This window comes from Staphylococcus simulans, from assembly GCF_002994445.1.
In the GTDB taxonomy this organism is placed as follows: Bacteria; Bacillota; Bacilli; order Staphylococcales; family Staphylococcaceae; genus Staphylococcus; species Staphylococcus simulans_B.
On sequence record NZ_MRZJ01000005.1, the window covers coordinates 148927 to 168699 of the forward strand.

The following is a 19773-nucleotide window of genomic DNA, read 5'->3' on the forward strand; positions in this document are numbered from 1 at the left end:
ACAAGTCATAAATCTCGGTTTCAGTATACTTTCAAACAGTGTTTAATACTTTAACTCCTAAATTTTACTATTCAATGAACATGCAATTCATTTCTAAGACGGCAAAGCAAAACCTATATACCCTCTCACTATCTTATTGTCTTAGAAACATCTGTTATTTCAAATAATAGTAGGGTATTTATATATAATGACAATATTATTATTAGGATAATTTTATTATTTTAGGGGTGAAGCGTTATGTATAAAGTAGGAATCGCTGGCGCAGGTGCGATGGGAGGACGCATCGGGGTCTCTATCAAAGAAGCAGGTTATGACGTGACATTAATTGATAACTGGGAAGAACATGTGAATCGTATCAATGCACAAGGCATGGAAGTACAAACTGAAACAGATACGTATACTGTTGAAATTCCAGCAGTGCTTTCTAAAGATGTGAATGAGCAGTTTGATTTGATTGTTATTTTGACGAAATCCATGCAGTCAGAAGCTATGCTTGAACACTTGCAGTCGATCGGCTGTATCCATGATGAAACAGCTATCTTAAGTATGATGAATGGTTTAGGCCATGAAGAGCGTCTATCGAAATTCGTGCCGATGTCTCAAATTTATCTTGCGGTCACAATGTGGACTGCTGGACTGCGCGGTCCTGGACAATTGTTACTAGAAGGAAACGGTACGATTGATTTGCAGCGTGCTGATGGAGAGAAAGATGCACGTACAGATTTCATTTTAAATGTACTCAATGAAGCTGGACTTCATGCTCAAATTAGCGAAGATGTCTTTAAATCCATTTGGTCTAAAGCCACGTTAAATAGTGTATTGAACCCGCTCTGTACGATCTTAGATAAGACCATTTACGAATTCGGCAGTTATCCAGAGTCTCAACAAATGATTGTGCCGCTAATTGAAGAAATCGTAACTGTCGCAAAAGCAAAAGGTGTTGAATTAGACAGTACAGAACTCTTAAATAAAATCGAGGCGGCCTATCCTAAAGAGACACAAGGTCTGCATTATCCATCTATGCATCAAGACTATAACAATGGCCGTCTGACTGAAATCGACTACCTCAACGGACAAGTCGCAGCTTATGGTCAAGCACTCAATGTCCCTACACCATTGAATACAATGATTACACATCTGATACATCAATTAGAAATGAAAATACAATAATAAGCCATAAGAATAGAAGCGTGCCGTGCACTGCTTCTATTTTTATGGCTAGTATCACTTATAAAGAAATTCATACATCACGCATGACGTGAATAATGTGCTAATAACTCTTCTTCTACCGTTTTCATATCACTTTGGATAAACTTATCAAAAGCCTGAAGCACCTTTTCTAAAATTTCTTCATGACTCATTTCACTTCTATCATTACGTCTATAGAAATTTTTGGAATAAATTCTCGTATATTCTTTAGATAACTTTCTTGTTTTTAGATGTTCGCATCGTTTTGCGGCTTCAAAAACCAATGTTCTTTCTTCTGTTTCTGCAGGCCCTATCAATAAATATATTCCAGTGAGCTTTTGAGTGTTTACAATCTCGTATAAAACTACTCTATTACTAGGTGTCCATTTGTTCTCAGTCTTATTAAGCGGCATTACTCTGTCTAGACTTTTAGTCGTAAAGCGAACATATGATTTACTGCATTGATCCAAAACCAACTCATCATTCTGAGCAATATGTTCTTGCAGCATCTTAGAAATGTCATTTAAGATATCTGGTTTATATTCAAAGATTAAATCCAATGCTCTCTTGTGTTTTGCGTAAATCTGACTGCATATTTCTTCTAATGTTTCATCTCCCACGATGTGCCTCCTCAAAATACCGATGTATTGATTAATAAAATCTACTACTTTAGGGTTGATAATATTAGCTTTGCTTTCTAAGATTGCACGGATACAATCTAAAATCTGACTGTAAGCAACGCTAGACCATGTCGCACTATCGCTAGCATCATCACCTTCAGGTGTTAAAAATAAAAATAATTGCTCATAGCCAGGATACTCTCTATCAACGATTGACTGATACTTTTTGAGTTGATGCTTGGATTCTTTACTCCAGATCTTATTCTCAATCACAATCACTGTTTGATTTTGTTCTGATACAACAAGTATATCTATATTTCTCCACTCTCTTAAAACAACCGCATCCTCAAAATCATTTAACAATAGCTTGAAAAGCGTTTGATTCGAACTGAATCTTTCTGTTCCATCGATATAGAGCTTAATCACTTCTTTTAGGAACGTATCATTAAGCCCATGAATTTCATTCGGATCCAACAACCAAGCGAGCATATTGCTGTGACGAATTTCAGTATCCACAACACCTAGTACTTCAAATAAGTTGAACTGATTAGAATGCTTTTCTACTTCTTTCAAACAATCAATATCTTTTAGAAATGCTAATAATGCTGTCTCATCTCTGTTCATTTTCTTTCTCCTTATTAGTCTCTCTATACTCCCCAAACCATTTTACTATGTTCATTCAAAAATAGGATTAATAGTATTAATGTTAATTTCACGCACAAAACTACTTTTATCAAAATATCAACATTTTTAAAATTTAAAATCACTATTTTCTATCTCTATTATGCCAATCCAAAAAGCATACTATTTATTAAAAACTTCTATCAAATTGTTGGTAAATAGATTATTCTAATACTAATAAGAAAAATAGATGGGAGATAGTATATTGAAAAAGATTTTTGTGAGTTTAGGAATTGTAGCGCTTGTAGCCGCATTAGGAATTGCGATCGTCTTTGCTTATGGCAGTTACAAAGATTTAGAGCTGAAAAAAGAAGAAACTAAAATAGCTAAAGAAAAAGAGAAAAAAGCAAAAGAGAAACAAAAGAAAAAAGAACAGGAAGAAAATGAAAATAATACAGACTCAGTTTATAGTGAAGAAAGCAATACACAAGAAGTATATAATCAATCACAAAATGATACTGCATCTTCACAGCCACCTGTACAAGAATCACAACCTGCTCCATCTCAAAATAACCAAGCACCTTCTCAAAGTACGTCTAAATCATCAGATAGCGCTTTTGATGCAGATGCTGAATATGCTAAACAAAAAGAAATGTACGAAAAAGCTGCCAGAGGAGAAATACCTGAGCCGGGTGCCGATCTTTCTGGAGACAATGCAGAATTGATGGAACGTGATCCAAGTACACTAACTAATGATGAAGCTGAACAAAGAGAGAGAAGAACGAATGCTATGGAAGCGGATAATCAATAATCTAACGATATTACGAACATAACAAGGAGAACTATAATATGAACAAGCTTTTAATAACTGTATCCTTAGTATTAATACTCGGAATCATAGGTGCTGCCGGCTTCTTTGGATATAATAAGTATCAAGAAGTTGAACTAGAGAAAAAGAATCTGGAAGCTCAGTTAAAAGATGATAAAGAAAATGATGCCAACACACATGTTGAGTCAGAACATGAGTCTGATAATACTAAGAATATAAATCAATCAACTGAAACAACAACTAATAAACAGGATACACAAGCTACTGACGGAAGTGAGATTGTTAAAGTACACGAAGGTTCTTCACAACGAATGACTAATAAAGATGAATTTGCACATTTAAGAGTCAACAGAGACAATGTTTTCGATTATCTAATAGCTGCCATTAATCAAAGTGAAGATGGAGACGCTTCAAAAATTAAATTTCAGCAACCAGAGTTCTCAGCACAAGGAGAAGGTGTATGGAAAATCCCTGCAAACAATAAATCAGGACATGGTTCTTATACTTTCTTAGTTGAACAGGATGGTAGAGTTTCTTTTTGGGATGGGATGATGAATGAAAAATTCCATGAAGAACATGTATCTTTACCTTAAGGAAATAAAAGTAACTAAGAGTTTGTAGCGAACCTAAAATGTTGTACTTTTTGGTTAAGCTAATTTTCCAAAGGCAAGATTTCTGTATTCTACAGGAGCCTTGCCTTTTTAACTCCCAATTCTACTTTCGTTATCAAAGTAATTGGTACTTGTATGTATAAATAATTCCAGCTCCCTATTAAACCTAATCTCTTCTTCATAACGCCTCTTCTTGTTTTATTTTACCTATAATATCTTTCAAACTTTTTCCATACTACACGATAATCGTGCAATTCCTGGCCAGAAGTATTATATTAATTTAGATATATTTACATATGAAAACTCCCTATAAAGCTTTCATATTTTAAATGCCTGCTCTATAGGGAGCTAATCAAAAAAGATTACCATCCTTTTTTCTGAAGTTCATGATATTGATTAATATTTTGTTTAAAAGATGCTTTTGTATGATCACGATACTTCCAAAGATGCAGATGCCCTTCGATTTCAGTTAATAATATGATTAAATCAGACTCAATAATAATTGTTAAATCTTTCCCTCCTATGAAGAATTCCGCAAAACTTGGAAACCTTCAGTATAAGCTTATTCTCTTAAGCACCCATTGTATCTGCCTCACTAATATAGAGGTTGAGTCTATTGATAGTTTCTTTAATGTCATCTTCTGTTGTTAATGGGTTTGTTGTACATAATCGAATCACACGTTGATTGTTTAGTACTGTTGTATATGCTACCGCATAGCCGGAATCTGCTATCTTTTGTGCAGCCATACTATTGAGCTGGTTGTTTTGTGCTTCAGTTAAATCTTCATTTTCATATCTGAAGTTAACAATAGAGAGATTGGCATGAGAAACGATACGCCAATGATCAAGTTGTGATACATAGCTTTCAGCGTACTCAGCTAAATCTTCACCGTATTTAATGCGTTCAATAATTTCATCTTCACCAATAACTTGCAGTGTAATCCATAATTTCAATGCTCTTGCAGGTCGTGTAAGTTCTATACCTAACATTTCAGGATCAATCACATCATCGTCAGATGCAATGTCATCTAAGTATTCCGCATCTTCACCAAAGCTTTGAAGCAGATGTTGTTTTTCTTTTACAACAACCATTGCACAACTGTATGTTTGGAATAATAGTTTATGCGCATCCCAGCTTACACTGTCGGAACGTTCTACGCCTTTAAATAGATGTTCTGCTTTATCTGAGAGGATATGAGATAAACCATAAGCACCATCCACATGAAGCCATAGGTTGTATGCATCACAGATATCTCCAAGTGTTGTAAAGTCATCAACTGACCCTGTATTAGTTGTACCTGCAGTTGAAATCACAATCGCAGGCTTATAACCTGTTTCTATATCCTTTTCTATTTCAGCTTTTAGACTATCCGTATTCATTGTGAAATCTTCATTATAATCAATTCTTCGGATATTTTTCTTTAAGAAGCCTGCGACATGTAATGCTTTACCGACAGAATGATGCGTTTGAGATGTTAAGTAGACAGTCGCTTTCTTAATGTCCTCCATATTGATTTGTGCATCTCTAGCCGCAACTAATGCGGTTAAATTAGCCATTGAGCCTCCAGATACAAACACACCGCCTGCCGGCTTGATTTCATATCCGATTTTACCTGCCAAATAATTGATTAAATTACGTTCAATATTAATCGGCAATGTCGCATTTTTAAAGTTCGAGGCATGTATATTGTTAGCTGTACTCAAAATATCCCCAAGCCAAGATAAGCGTGATGCAGGACCTGGTATAAATGAGAAAGAACGAGGATGATTCGGACGATATAAGTAATTCAATACTTCGTTATTCAGATCTTTCAGCACATCGTAGATATTACGTCCTTCACTTGGCACTTCCATAAACTCATATTTCTTTCTAAGTTCAAGCGGTGCTTGTTGCGTTGCAGGAAGTTCTCCAATATCTCTAGATAAATACTTGTTGACTTCGTCTCTGATAATGGTTTCTAAATCTATATTGTTCTCATTAAAATCCATATCTCTTCTATGCTCCTCTATTTAGATATTTATTCAATACAATTATCACACAAGGGGCTTTTGTCATACAATGAAATGATATGTCCATATTTGTTTATTCAAAAGTTAGGACTGTAGGTTAAAACAAATGAAATAGACAAAATATGTCTAAACTTTCAATGATAGTCATTATTTGACCATTTACTAAAATTCCTCAATTATTTCTTTACAATAATTAAAATTATCTTAATCAAACCTATATATTGTTTTAACTGTGTGCTAGTATTAAGAGAAAAAGGCATATAATTGAGGGAAATATATACTTTGGTTTTCCCTAGCCTTACTACTTTTTCTACTATCATTTACAACCGTAATTGATAAATTCTTCGTTTTTGTTCTCACTTCATTTGAAACAAAAGCTTACATTGAGTAGTCATATCATATTTAAGATTATTTCATAAAAACTTTAAAACGTGTTGAAAACAACAATATAAAATACACCACTCAACGTGGTTCAAGTTCAAAAAAGTGGTGATAGATATACCTCAAAAGGCTGTCTATCGCTATTTATGTTTCGTTAAGATATAAGTTTTAGGTGATCATTTAGAAAGGAGTACAGTATGAAAGTCAATATATTAGGTTTTAATTTGTTCGCTAAAGGCGGTACAACCAGAAGCAATATCAACCTCATTAAAGCGTTCCAACAAGCAGGGCATGATGTTACATATTTCAATTACTTACATTATGAAGATGAGGCGATTATGAAATTAGTAATCCATGAAAATATTAACCCTAAGCGCCTTGAAATCAAATCACATAAAGAAACGAAAGCCTTATCAGATGCGGATATTTTAATTCTGACAAGAGAGTCGTTATTCAAAATTGCAAGAGATGTTAAGAAACACAATAAAAACATAAAAATTATCGGAGAGGTTCATGGACCATTATGGTATCTTGAGGACGACGCAGACTTAGCTTTAGATGCGATTGATGCGGTACGTGTAAGCACTAAAGAAATACAAGAAGCATTTAGCAATAGATTCCATTACTCATCGGTTTTCCATTACTATGTCAATGCTGCGCACATTCAAATCAATGAACACCCTATCAATACCAAACGCAACTTGTTCATCAAATCTCGCTTTGAAGATGGCATCAAAGACATTTCTTATGTCATTAAACTGATGGACTACATCGTTAACATAAAACAAGACAAGACTATTCAACTCTATATTCAAGGTTATGGTCCCTCTGAAGTTTTATATCAAAACTTAATTCATTACTATAACTTAGAGGATAATGTGCACTTAAATCAAAAAGTGCCGCAAACCTATATCTATGTTTCCTCATCGCCTTATGAAACTTTGGGCTACTCCATATTAGAAGCTATGGCAACGGGTAATCAAGCACTTATTTATCCAGGTGATGACAATGTGTTACAAGCGATATATGAGAAATACCATAGCGTTCACTTTATGAAAAAAGAAGTTGAACATGACTATTCAATATTAAAAAGCATGTTAGAACATAAATATACGAATGCTGAACGTCTTGAAGATGTTAACGCAATGAAAACAGATTTCCAACCAAAAACATACGCAGAAGATTATCTAACCTTATTTAATAAGGCTATGTCGAACCGCTCGCTTTTACCGATTAAATTAGAACGCAAAATCAAAGGGTTTAATACGAACGGTCTTAAATTTTTAAACAAGCGGAAAAATGTATACAAGAAAATGATGAACCTTCCAGGTGTCAGAAAAGTATCCTCAAAATCCATCGTCAGAAAAGGAATGAAGAAAATCTACAACGTTCAATAGAACGGTATGATAGAGCGCAACTTAGATAAAATCAAACCTAAGTCAGACAGAGTTTTCATTGAGTCATTCCACGGCAGTAATTTTAGCGGTGATCCAAAATATATTGCTCTTGCAATTCAAAACCAATTTAATGATAAGAAGATATTTGTCAGCTCTAGAAATGCCTTAGTAGATATTGAAATCAGAAATCACGGCTTTATACCTGTGCGTTTCGGTTCGTTGAACTACATGAAAACATTCAGATCCTGCAAATATGTCTTTATGAACGGCAATTCTTGGGATAGAGTCGACAAGGATAAAAGACAGGTCTTTGTTCAAACATGGCACGGCTTCCCATTGAAGAAAATGGTGAATAACCTCAATGATGAACAAGAAAGAAAAGCGCAGCTTCGTGCTTTCAAACCAAGAATGAAGAAATGGGATTATTTATTAACTTCTTCTAAAACGAATAAGATGCTGCTGGAGTCGGCGTTTGATTTAGAGAAGAATAAAAAGTTAAAAGTCCTTCAGTTAGGGGCACCGCGGAATGAATACTTAAAAAAAAATAATAATGAAGCGGAACGTACAAGAATCAGAAAGAAATACCTGCAAGTCGATGCGAAGGATAAGAAATTCGTACTTTATTGTCCAACTTGGAGAAAAGATAAGCGCAGCAGTATAACAGGTGTAGACCTGAAAGCTTTATTAGATCATTTACCTAGTGATTATGAAATCATCGTTAAACTCCATCCTAATGATTCTAACTTGCGTACTAAATACAATCAGCTAGATCCTCGTATTCATTGCTTTTTCAATGAGTTCGTAGATATTCAAGAATTGTATTTAATCAGCGATGTCATGATAACTGATTACTCATCAACTATCTTTGATTATGCACATTTAAACTTGCCTATTTTACTATTACAAGAAGATAGTCAAAAATATCAAGATGAAATCGGCTTTTACTTTGATATCCATGAAGTTGGTGATTTCTTAACTGCCTCTCAAAACGAAGCATTACTCGCTAAACAAATCACACATATCAGTCGAATAGACTATTCAAGTTTAATCAATCGTTTAATGAATGAAGACGATTGGAACACTTCATTCAACATACTGCAAACAATTTTCAAAGATGACTCTAAACGAAAATACAATATCAACCACGAATCTTAAGTAGATATAGCTGTATAAATAAGATTAAGCGACTTTCAAAATACGAAAGTCGCTTCTATAGTTAACAATACTTTTTTGGAGAATATGAGTGTACTTATTCAAAATTTGATGCATTAACTTTGTACCAATATCTTGATTTTGATAGTCATTTAAAACAAGAATATCCCAAATGTAATATTCTCAGCTTTTATTTTATATGCTACTATACTCATAATTACTTATCCTCGCTTGGATTAAAGTACATGCTATCAGAAAAATAAATAATGTCATGCTTATTTTCAACAAAGGTAAATTTTATATTTTTAGTACCAACTGAAGATCCTTTTAAGTCACCTGTTCCTTTTAACAATAACTTTGGCGCTTTTTTTGTTGGAATATCATATTGCTTTCTTAATTGTTTTACATTATAATCACTATTTTCTAAATCATATTCTGCAGAATAACTAGGCACATTAGGATTGTAGTCTATATCTCCGCCTTTATACTTATCTAATTCTTTAAAGTCTGCATATTGCGCGAAAAATTTAAAGTCCGCTATTTCTTTTTTTATCTTGCTATTTTCGATTTTCTCAATAGGTATGATTTTATTACTTTCCATCTTTATCGGATATTTTTTCTTGATATTATGTGTTTTTCCTTTGCTGTCTTCTGTAATTCTCTTGGTTATGTAATCACCTTTAGCTGTCCGTGTATTTCTATTTATTTCTAACACCATACCTTTACTGATTAAATCTCCTCCATTACTTTGTATAGACATTTCCGAATGTAGTAGCCAGGTCCCTTTATCACCTTTTTCAAATTCTTCATCTCGATATCCTTCTTTATCGTATAAATCATCAAGATTCTTGATTGGATACATGCCTAGTGTTTTTTGAAAACTCTTTTTGATTTCTGCTTCTTTATTAATTTCTTTGAAAATGACTACACCTACGCCAATAAGCAGTATTAAAATCAAGAAACTTGCACATAAAACTATAGCTTTTGAACGTTTCATAACTTCACATCTCTCTGTTTGTCATAAATTTTGAAGTTCCTCTATACAAAAGCGAACGCTAAAGCGTTTTTACTAACAACTGTTTTTATATTATCAAACAATATATCTAATCCATTTAATATTTTGGTTTAATTCATATTTACATATTATTATTAGTCTTAACAAAAACTTCATCATTTATGATAAGCTTCACCACGCATAATCTTAAACGATCTATACACCTGTTCTAGCAGAATGACACGCATCATTTGGTGCGGAAATGTCATTTTGCTGAAGGAGAGGGCATAGTTGCTTCTGTCTAAGACGTCTTGATGTAAGCCGTTAGATCCTCCAATGATGTAAGTAAAGTCGCTTTGACCTTGTATCATGCGCTGCTGGATGTTTTTAGCTAATCCTTCAGATGTTAACATGTTGCCTTTGATTTCTAAGGTAATAACTGTGGATTGCGGTTTAATTTTAGCTAGCAGCCGTTGCCCTTCTTTTTGTTTTACTTGTTCTATCTCTTTGTCGCTCATATTTTCCGGTGCTTTTTCATCAGGTACTTCCACAATCTCAATTTTTGTGTAAGCTCCTAAGCGTTTTTGATATTCTGCAATGGCTTGTTTCCAGTATTTTTCTTTTAATTTGCCTACGGCAAGTATTGTAATCTTCATCACATTCTCCTTTTTATTTTGAACTTATTCTAGTTATCCACAGGATATCCACCTATTCACAGGCTACTGTCTTAATTAGTACGTTATGTATATAAATTCATAGCTATTATTGTGGATTTTACTCACATTTCTGTACATAACTTGTAGATATGTGGATAACTCTGTTAATAATGTGGGTATTTCTATGTGGATTGTGCACAAATGGGGATAACTCAACCTTATTTTGTGCATAACTTGCAGGTAAGTCTTACATAGTTATTCACAGTTACGCGCTTTCTTTACACGAAATTGTGAATAACTACCCTACGTGCACACTACCCTAAAAATTATAGCATGTTCTTTTTTACTAAATGAACACTAAATCATAAAAAAAGACCCTAGTTTTTTCACTAGAGTCCATTTAAAACATATTATTAATGTTTCAACTATATTGTGTAAATCGGTGTGGGTTCTGCCTTATCCGTATCACATAATAAAACTTCTTTATTTGTATCAATATCATGATGGTTTAAGACTTGTCCTACACTCATACGTGCTAAGTCTTTCATATTATTATCTTGTGATAGATGTGATAAGTAAATACGTTTTGTATTGCCTGTAATGACATCACACATTGCCATAGCCGCATCTTCGTTAGAAACGTGTCCCATATCACCTAAGATACGTTGTTTTGTTTTCCATGGATAACGGCACATACGCAGCATGTCTACATCATGGTTGCTTTCGAACATGAAAGCATCACTGCCTCTGATCATGCCTTTCATTCGATCTGAAACATATCCTGTATCCGTAATCATTGTAAATTTCTTATAATCATTATGGAAAATGTAGAATTGCGGATCTATCGCATCATGCGAAACATTGAATGATTCAATATCAAACCCAGCTAAAGAATGTGTTTCATAGGGGTTGAAGATGAATTTTTGGTCCATTGGAATCTTGCTGTCTTTCTTTTCAATGGCTTGCCATGTCTTTTCATTCGCATAGATAGGCAATTGATATTTACGTGCAAGCACGCCTAATCCTTTAATATGATCAACATGTTCATGTGTCACTAAAATACCATTTAAATCTGCTATATTTTTATCGATTTTACTGAAGAGTTCTTCCATTTTTTTGCCGGTTAATCCAGCATCAACGAGCAGGCTACCTTTATCACTTTCTACATAAGTGGCATTGCCTGTACTGCCACTCGCTAGTACGCTCATACGTATCAAGCGATTCACCCTTTCTAAGTTACTCACTATTTCTCTATTATGTTTTTGTCCGAGTACATTTCTATTATTATCTCAAATTATTGAGGCTTTGTTAAAGATACGGCTTGGTCATACTGCCGTTTGAGTGGCCGAACAGTGCCGGACCTCATAAATTAAAAATTTCACCTATCTATTGTACACCTAAATGACCTTTCTGCCCACTGTACTAAGGAAAATAATCTTATTTGTTCTTTAGGATATTCACCTATCCGCTTCTCCGCAAAGAAAGAAGCATCAATAGCTTCAATGAGCCACTGACACTTCTTTCGTTAACTGCTGCTTATGTTTGGTTTCTCTACGTTTTTAACGTTATTACTATCTTACGATAATTTTAGGGTTTTTAGACGTTGCTTCGACATAATAAGTTTTAGTTTCATTGCTGTCTGCGTGATTCACTTTGATTTCCCAGTTTGCCTGGAAGACTTGAACGTTAGTTTCACGTACGACAGAGTAGTAACCGAGTCGAATATTAGTCACAGCATCATTACGCTTTAAATAACGATTGAAGTACAACGCTTCAATGGCATTGCGTGCACTGATTACTTTTTCTTCATCATTATTTTCACCTTTAGATGCACTGAGTTCATTCATAGCCGTTTGACGATAACTGCTTACCTTGTCCTCATCATCTACTTTGAATTTCACCATAGCTTTATCATTATTCATGATCGGCAAGCCTTTAAAGGTTTGTTCAAAGACTTCTTCATCATTATCTGTACTGAATAATTGATAATCTTCACCTTTATAAATGTTCTTTTTCATGAACATTTTCAGACTTGTGACTTGATCATTACTCACGCTGATGGCTGGGTCGATTGTACCTTCTGCCACTTTCCCATCATCAGTTGCTTTAATATCTTCTTTAGACTTAGCATAGTTCGTAAAATCTTTTGAGCGCCCAGTCACCAACTGCACTTGCAGCCCTCTGACATCCGGCAGCTCTTTAGGAATACTGATTTCTTCTTGTCTGAAATCCACTTCATTATTATCATCCGCTTCATTGATATGTGATTTATTGATTTTATTCACATACATAATAGCAAGCATGATGTTGATGATGATAAACACGAATATAAAGAGTGTCTTTGCGTATTTCCAGTTCATTCTTCAAGACCTCCATTCGAGTAAGCATGCCATTCACCATCGTATTGGATATACCATTGCGGTTCATATTCACTGTTGCGCTGTACCTCAATATCGTCTTTCTCTTTATCTTTCATCGTATAACCAATCGTCATGTTAGTTACTTTCTTAAAGTCGATATTCGGGTTATTCGCAAGATTGGAACGTACCGTTTCAGCACCTGGCAAGTCTTTCTTATCTTCATCGCTGTCGATAGTGATATTCGTTTTAAGCAAGGCACGTGCATAACTGAAAATGCCTTTCTCTCCCCAAGCGACTTGAATCGTACTTAAATTATTTTTATTAAAGACAGGCACACCGTTTAAGAAACTTTGATACGTGAGTTCACCAGAGGTTTCATCTGTATCAAATAATCGGAAATCATCTGTGAATCCGCCATGTGCATTAATATAATCAAATGTACTTGGTATAGTTTCCAACATATTTTTAGATTTCGATTCATCTTCAGACAGGTTCGTGTAACGATACGATTCATTTTTAGAATCATAGCTCGCAACACCTGTATTGTTATTATAAGTCGTGCTGCCGCTCTTAGTACTGCGTACCACGACAGAATCATTAAAGAGAATAGAGTTCATCGCTTCTACACTGATATGGTTAAAGATAGTACGATATGTCTTTAAGTGTTTAGGCTTCTCTGGTGCGAAAATATGCGTAGAGGCATCTATCGTATTTTTATTCGTAATAATATCTGCGAAAGGTGATAAATCCGGTTGAATCTTAGCTTCTAAATCTTTCACATTCTTGCTTGAAATTGATGTATTCATACGCATTACATGATGATGATCACTGCCGATTGCATAAATCACTGCAGTATTCTTTTGATCAGCATCGATAATCAAACGGTTGAAATTGAATTTATTCGAGACCTTCGCATCCATATTCAAGACTTGTCCTAAATACATAGATAAAGGCATATCATAAGAGAAATCAAGAACTAAGAAGCGATCGCTCAACTCTGGAATAAACAAGTTATGCGCATGATATACCTCATTAGCATTCTTAATTTCTTGGTTCTTTAATACTTTGACAATTTTCCGATTCATATGGCGTGTTTCTAATGCACCTTCAGATTGATCACTATCAGAGATAACCACTTGATAAGGTGTTATCACACTCTCCATAGATTCAGAGTTCGCCTTGCCGATAGTATTTTGTGTATCTTTCTTATTATCCTGACTTTCAAGATTCGCCAAGTCTGGTGAGAAATTCCACATCAAATACGTTAAGACAATACTCATCAGCACCAAAAGTGTAAGTATGACTGATTTTGCGGCTTCTTTATGCCTCATCCCAATCACCATCTTCTATAACTTCACACGGTAACGTGATGAAGATTGATGTTCCTTGACCCTCGACGCTGTTTGCCCAAATACGGCCGTTATGTGCTTCCACAATCTCTTTTGAAATCGCCAGCCCTAAACCAGTACCGCCCATCTTGCGTGTACGTGCTTTATCTACACGGAAGAAGCGATCAAAGATTTTATCTACTTTATTAATCGGAATACCGATACCATTATCTTTAATACGAATTGTCATACGGTTATATAATGGGTTCGGTTTCACGTGAAACTCAACTCGTTTATTGCCGCGCGAATATTTCATCGCATTGGTAATCACATTATCAAATACTTGTGTCATCTTATCCGGGTCAATTTCTGTAAAGATGGTTTCTTCAGGAATATCTCGTACAAATGTCACATCTTTCGCCGCCATTTCATGACGGTTGATAATTTTATTAATAAACATGTTGAAGTCAACAATCTCTTTGGTAATTTGTTCTGAATCATTGTCCATACGCGATAAGTTAAGCAAGTCATTTACCAAACGAATCATACGTACTGTTTCTTCTCTTGTGACAGATAAGAATTGCGGCGCAATCTCAGGATCTTGCCAAGCACCTTCTTCTAAGGCTTCAAGATAGCTGTTCATAGAAGTCAGCGGTGTACGCAGTTCGTGTGAAACGTTCGCAACGAATTCGCGGCGTTCTTGTTCAACTTGCTGCTGCTCAGTTACATCATGCAGCACAGCAATATAACCTGACACGAAACCTGTATCTTGAACGATTGTACTGAAACTTACACGCGCAATAATACCTTCAGCTTCATTAATATCTAATAAGAAACTATTATTGTTTTCTTGCATTTCATCAAGTGCGAACTCATCTTCTAGGTTAAGCACACTTAACATGTTATAACCCATTACATCTTCTTTAGCCATGCCCAGCATTTTCAAGGCCATATCATTCACAATACGTACACGGCCGCGTCTGTCCGTCGCAATAACCCCATCACTCATGTGCGTGATAACAGAGTCTAAACGACGTTTCTCGCTTTCTGTATTCGCTTGTGCTTCTTGTACCCGCTTCGACAAGTTATTGAAGGCCAATGCAAGTTCGCCGATTTCATCGTTCCCATAAATCTTCACGCGCTGTGTATAATTCCCTTTTGACATCTCTACAGTTTGGTTACGCATATCCGTAATCGGTTTTGTAATCGTACGGGCAATAAAGAACCCAAGCAAACCAGTGATGAAGAGGGAAATTGCAGTACCTACGATAAAGATTTGGTTAAAGTTGTTCAGCTGATCATAGACATTATCGATATCAGCTTCGATATAAATATCGCCGATAACCCCTTTAGACGACTTTACAGGCAAGTTGTAAATCCATACACGCTGTTTACCCTTGCCGTAGTCTTTTAGTATAGTGTGGTCATTGGCTTGTCCTAATGAAAGCGCCTTTTGAACAGAAGTATCATTTGCCTTTTGATTCACAATACTATTAGAAGATTGTTTCGTCGTTGCGACAATGATTTGATTCTTATCAATATAGTTGATCTGTTCGATTTCTTGGCGGTTCGCATATTCATTAAGCAGATTTTGAATCTCTTTTTGCGCGTTGACTGAACGGTCTTCTTCATTTACCTTTTCCACGTTGATCTCGATTTGTTTTGCATACTGCGCAATATTGTTTTTAAATGTCTGCGTTAATTCTCGTTCTAAGTTATTAGTGAAATATAAACCAATAATCTGCATACCGATGATAATTAATAAGACATAAACAATCACGAGTTTCGTGTGAAGGGATTGAAATTGTTTAAGCCATTTCATACAACGCCGCCTCAGTCATGCTGCTGCAGGAAGTATCCAACACCGCGGCGTGTCACAATATATTCTGGGTGTGACGGATCATCCTCGATTTTTTCTCTTAAACGACGGATTGTCACATCGACAGTACGCACATCGCCGAAGTAATCATAGCCCCATACAGTTTGAAGTAAATGTTCACGTGTCATTACTTGTCCCATATGGTTAGCCAGATAATGGAAAAGTTCGAATTCACGATGTGTTAATTCAATATCTTTTCCGCGTTTCTTAATAGAATATGCATCCGGATAAATCACAATATCTTTGATTGTAATTTCATTCGGCGCATTATTTGCTTCTTGTGCCGGTTGTGTATAACGACGGCGCAAGTTCGCTTTCACACGTGCAATCAATTCACGTGTACTGAATGGTTTCGTGACATAGTCGTCTGCGCCAAGTTCTAAACCAAGCACTTTATCAATTTCAGAGTCTTTCGCCGTTAACATAATAATCGGCATTTCATATTTTTTACGCACTTCTCGGCAGACTTCCATACCATCTCTGCCAGGAAGCATAATATCTAGAAGTACGATATCTGGTTCTTCATCATAAATTAAGTCGATTGCATCATTACCATCATACGCACAAAAGACTTCATAACCTTCTTTTTTCAAATTAAATTCTAGAATATCAGCAATAGGTTTTTCATCGTCTACTACAACTACTTTTCTCGCCATAATCCTAAACCTCATTTCTAATCATAATCGTACATGAATAATTTTATTTAGACATAAGTATCTACTATATAATTTACCATTTCTTACACGCCAATTCTATTTTTTATATCAAATTTATAGCGTAATCCACGACCTGATTTTCATATAAAACAATATTTTAAGAAGTCATTTATAATTTGAAGCGTTTCAAAAATGGGGGAATGTCTAAAAAAAGAGAGGATTCATGTGTGTTCATGCTATTGTAGCACTTCTTTACATTTTATACTAAAATCGTGTTTTGAACACTTTGTATCAGAAGTGTAAATAAAATAAAAGTTTCGCAGTCTGTATTTACATTGCCTTTACCTAAAAAAGGTAAAATAAAAATGCCCACCCTATTGGGTGAGCATTATACGGTCTCGACGGGAATCGAACCCGCGATCTCCTGCGTGACAGGCAGGCGTGTTAACCGCTACACTACGAGACCTTAAATGGTGACTCCTACGGGACTCGAACCCGTGTTACCGCCGTGAAAGGGCGGTGTCTTAACCGCTTGACCAAGGAGCCGTTTTTTAAGCACAAGATAGATTATAGCACAGCTATTTTAAAAAAGACAAGCTTTTTTTAAAGATTTTTTGTATAATTTTTACATAACCCATTTTAGGAGGTAAATTATGAATCAATCTACTACTTCTGGGGGTCATGCTAAGAAAGAAAAAAGATTGTCTCTCACACAAATCATCATTCGTATTCTTTTCTTAACTATCGGTTCAATGCTTACAGCCGTAGGACTTGAGCTCTTCTTAGTTCCAAATAAATTGTTAGATGGCGGGATTGTCGGTATCTCGATTATCTTATCCCATTTAACAGGATGGTCTCTTGGTATATTTATTTTCTTACTTAACTTGCCATTCTTCTTTTTAGGCTACAAGCAAATCGGTAAAACTTTTGCAGTGTCCACACTTTATGCAATTACAGTCTTATCTGTAGGAACAATGTTATTAAGCGGTATTCCTGCAGTTGTAAAAGAACCGCTGCTTATTACTATCTTCGGGGGTGCCATTGTAGGTATCGGTGTCGGATTAGTAATACGTGCCGGGGGAAGTATGGATGGTACAGAAATCATGTCTATTCTTGTACATAACCGTCTGCCGTTTTCAGTCGGTGAAATCGTTATGATTTTCAACTTCTTTATTTTCGCAGTCGCAGGTTTTGTCTTTACATGGGAAAGTGCAATGTACAGTGTTGTTGCTTATTTCATTGCCTTTAAAATGATTGACTTGATCTTAGTCGGTTTAGATGAATCGAAAGCTGTATGGATTATCAGTGATGACTATAAAGAAATCGGAGAAGCCATTAACGACCGTTTAGGGCGTGGTGTAACGTATTTGCATGCAGAAGGTGCTTATACCGGCGATCCGCGCAAAGTCGTCTTCACGGTCATTACACGTGTCGAAGAAGCCAAACTCAAAGAGGTTGTGCTTCAAATCGATCCTAAAGCCTTCTTATCCTTCGGTAATGTTTCCGAAGTACGCGGCGGTCATCACCGTAAGAAGAAAATCCATTAAAATATATATGATTTCAAATCAAAAAAGATGCGATGCAGGAAGAAAATTCCTGTCTCGCATCTTTTTTAGTTCATACATTTATCATGTTTTGTTTTATCGTCTTACCATAAAGGTTTCAACATGTTTGTTTGTGTACGGTCTGGACCTACAGAGAAGATTGAAATACCGACACCGCATAGTTCAGAAATACGTTCTAAGTAACGGCGTGCATTATCAGGAAGTTCTTCTAATGATTGAACACCTGTAATGTCTTCAGTCCAACCTGGTAATTCTTCATAGATTGGTTTGCAACGGTTTAATGCGTTCAAGTTTGCTGGGTATTCTGTGATTTCTTCGCCATCCAACTCATAAGCAACACAGATTTTAACTGTATCTAAACCAGTTAAAACGTCGATAGAGTTGATAGATAAATCTGTAATACCGCTCACACGACGAGAGTGGCGCAATACTACTGAGTCGAACCAGCCTACACGACGCGGACGTCCTGTAGTTGTACCGTATTCACGGCCGACTTCACGGATATGATGACCATCTTCATCGAATAATTCAGTTGGGAATGGACCATCGCCGACACGTGATGTATAAGCTTTGCATACACCGATAACTTTAGATACGAATGTAGGTCCGATACCGCCGCCGACTGTTACATTACCAGCAATCGGGTTGCTTGATGTAACGAATGGATATGTACCATGATCGATATCCAGCATTACACCTTGTGCTCCTTCAAATAGAACACGTTCGTTTGCGACAATAGCATCGTCTAATAATTTAGGTGTGTCTGTCACATATTCTTTTAATCTTTGACCAGCCGCATAGTACTCTTCAAAGATGTCTTCGAAAGCAGGTACTTCTTCATTGAACATACCTTTGAAGTAAGCAGCTTTGTATTCAAGATTCGCTTTTAATAATCTTTCAAATGTTTCTTTGTCTAATAAATCCGCCATACGGATTCCGATTCTTTGTGCTTTATCAACGTATGCTGGGCCGATACCTTTCTTAGTCGTACCGATTTTATTATCACCACGAAGACGTTCTTCATACTCATCTTGTAATAAGTGGTAAGGCAAAATGACCTGTGCACGATTTGAAATACGCAAATTATTTGTTGGAATACCGCGTTCGTTTAATGCGTCCAACTCTTTTAATAATGCAACGGGATCTACTACAACACCGTTACCGATAACAGAAAGTTTATCTTGATAGAAAATTCCTGACGGTACTAAGTGCAATTTATAAGTTTCCCCGCCGAATTTGATAGTATGTCCTGCGTTATTTCCGCCTGAAAAGCGTGTGATAACGTCCGCTTGTTCCGCTAAAAAGTCTGTGATTTTACCTTTACCTTCGTCTCCCCATTGTGTCCCAACAACTACGATTGATGACATAAGAGCACCTCCAAGTTATTCTCAATTAACCATTCAATATTCTATCAATTGTAAGCGCGTAATGCAAATAGAAAACGAACATTAAATATTACAGTTTTTTGGCAATCACATAAAAAGCATTTTTCATCTAAAATACCTTTAATGCTTGTAACACCAATA

Annotated in this window: 17 protein-coding genes and 2 tRNA genes; 6 read left to right on the plus strand and 13 right to left on the minus strand. The window is 35.7% G+C overall.

Annotated elements, in window-relative coordinates:
* Positions 1–237 precede the first annotated feature (237 nt).
* Positions 238–1170: a ketopantoate reductase family protein gene (locus tag C7N65_RS08450; protein ID WP_105994042.1), complete on the plus strand. Its 933-nt coding sequence runs from the start codon at positions 238–240 to the stop codon at positions 1168–1170.
* A gap of 77 nt (positions 1171–1247) precedes the next feature.
* Here C7N65_RS08450 and C7N65_RS08455 read toward each other — a convergent pair whose 3' ends face one another.
* Positions 1248–2432 (minus strand): PD-(D/E)XK nuclease family protein, encoded by a 1185-nt coding sequence (locus C7N65_RS08455; RefSeq protein WP_105994043.1) that lies wholly within the window; start codon positions 2430–2432, stop codon positions 1248–1250.
* A 262-nt stretch (positions 2433–2694) separates the two neighbouring features.
* Here C7N65_RS08455 and C7N65_RS08460 point away from each other — a divergent pair, with 262 nt between their 5' ends.
* Together C7N65_RS08460 and C7N65_RS12705 are read left to right on the plus strand one after the other, a co-directional pair.
* Positions 2695–3240: a hypothetical protein gene (locus tag C7N65_RS08460; protein ID WP_105994044.1), complete on the plus strand. Its 546-nt coding sequence runs from the start codon at positions 2695–2697 to the stop codon at positions 3238–3240.
* A gap of 38 nt (positions 3241–3278) precedes the next feature.
* Entirely contained in the window at positions 3279–3851 is a 573-nt protein-coding gene (locus C7N65_RS12705) for a hypothetical protein (RefSeq protein ID WP_234019066.1), read from the plus strand.
* 588 nt (positions 3852–4439) lie between these two features.
* Here C7N65_RS12705 and C7N65_RS08470 read toward each other — a convergent pair.
* Positions 4440–5858, minus strand: coding sequence for a pyridoxal phosphate-dependent decarboxylase family protein (locus C7N65_RS08470; RefSeq protein ID WP_105994045.1), 1419 nt, complete (start codon positions 5856–5858; stop codon positions 4440–4442).
* Between the two features lie 599 nt (positions 5859–6457).
* Between C7N65_RS08470 and C7N65_RS12710 the strand changes: the two genes are divergently transcribed.
* Together C7N65_RS12710 and C7N65_RS12715 are read left to right on the plus strand one after the other, a co-directional pair.
* On the plus strand, positions 6458–7657 hold the full coding sequence (locus tag C7N65_RS12710) for a glycosyltransferase (RefSeq protein ID WP_234019067.1): 1200 nt from the start codon (positions 6458–6460) through the stop codon (positions 7655–7657).
* A gap of 6 nt (positions 7658–7663) precedes the next feature.
* The gene (locus C7N65_RS12715) at positions 7664–8812 is read left to right on the plus strand and encodes a CDP-glycerol glycerophosphotransferase family protein (protein WP_234019068.1); all 1149 of its coding nucleotides are present in this window, start codon (positions 7664–7666) and stop codon (positions 8810–8812) included.
* A gap of 24 nt (positions 8813–8836) precedes the next feature.
* Here C7N65_RS12715 and C7N65_RS12850 read toward each other — a convergent pair whose 3' ends face one another.
* From C7N65_RS12850 to C7N65_RS08520, 10 genes are all read right to left on the minus strand, one after another.
* The gene (locus C7N65_RS12850; protein ID WP_322107536.1) at positions 8837–8983 is read right to left on the minus strand and encodes a hypothetical protein; all 147 of its coding nucleotides are present in this window, start codon (positions 8981–8983) and stop codon (positions 8837–8839) included.
* Between the two features lie 43 nt (positions 8984–9026).
* Positions 9027–9806 (minus strand): tandem-type lipoprotein, encoded by a 780-nt coding sequence (locus tag C7N65_RS08480; protein WP_105994046.1) that lies wholly within the window; start codon positions 9804–9806, stop codon positions 9027–9029.
* 173 nt (positions 9807–9979) lie between these two features.
* A complete protein-coding gene (gene rlmH / locus C7N65_RS08485) occupies positions 9980–10459 on the minus strand; it encodes a 23S rRNA (pseudouridine(1915)-N(3))-methyltransferase RlmH (RefSeq protein ID WP_105994047.1) in 480 nt (159 codons plus the stop codon).
* 425 nt (positions 10460–10884) lie between these two features.
* Positions 10885–11685 carry an MBL fold metallo-hydrolase gene (locus tag C7N65_RS08490; RefSeq protein WP_105994095.1) on the minus strand — a complete coding sequence of 267 codons (801 nt, stop codon included), beginning with the start codon at positions 11683–11685 and terminating at the stop codon, positions 10885–10887.
* Positions 11686–12030: 345 nt separating this feature from the next.
* Positions 12031–12819 (minus strand): two-component system regulatory protein YycI, encoded by a 789-nt coding sequence (locus C7N65_RS08495; protein WP_105994048.1) that lies wholly within the window; start codon positions 12817–12819, stop codon positions 12031–12033.
* Positions 12816–14150, minus strand: a complete 1335-nt coding sequence (locus C7N65_RS08500; protein ID WP_105994049.1) for a YycH family regulatory protein — start codon at positions 14148–14150, stop codon at positions 12816–12818. Before C7N65_RS08500 ends, C7N65_RS08495 begins: the two co-directional genes overlap by 4 nt.
* Complete coding sequence (gene walK, locus C7N65_RS08505) at positions 14140–15969, minus strand: cell wall metabolism sensor histidine kinase WalK (protein ID WP_105994050.1); 1830 nt, start codon at positions 15967–15969, stop codon at positions 14140–14142. The genes C7N65_RS08500 and walK overlap by 11 nt, the downstream gene beginning before the upstream one ends.
* 11 nt (positions 15970–15980) lie before the next feature.
* On the minus strand, positions 15981–16682 hold the full coding sequence (gene yycF / locus C7N65_RS08510; RefSeq protein WP_105994051.1) for a response regulator YycF: 702 nt from the start codon (positions 16680–16682) through the stop codon (positions 15981–15983).
* Positions 16683–17075: 393 nt separating this feature from the next.
* A tRNA-Asp gene (locus C7N65_RS08515) sits at positions 17076–17148 on the minus strand.
* A 5-nt stretch (positions 17149–17153) separates the two neighbouring features.
* A tRNA-Glu gene (locus C7N65_RS08520) sits at positions 17154–17228 on the minus strand.
* 107 nt (positions 17229–17335) lie between these two features.
* Between C7N65_RS08520 and C7N65_RS08525 the strand changes: the two genes are divergently transcribed.
* Positions 17336–18229, plus strand: coding sequence for a YitT family protein (locus C7N65_RS08525; protein ID WP_105994052.1), 894 nt, complete (start codon positions 17336–17338; stop codon positions 18227–18229).
* A gap of 101 nt (positions 18230–18330) precedes the next feature.
* On the opposite strand, the gene C7N65_RS08530 is transcribed toward C7N65_RS08525, so the two are convergent.
* Positions 18331–19614 carry an adenylosuccinate synthase gene (locus C7N65_RS08530; RefSeq protein ID WP_105994053.1) on the minus strand — a complete coding sequence of 428 codons (1284 nt, stop codon included), beginning with the start codon at positions 19612–19614 and terminating at the stop codon, positions 18331–18333.
* Between the last annotated feature and the right edge of the window lie 159 nt (positions 19615–19773).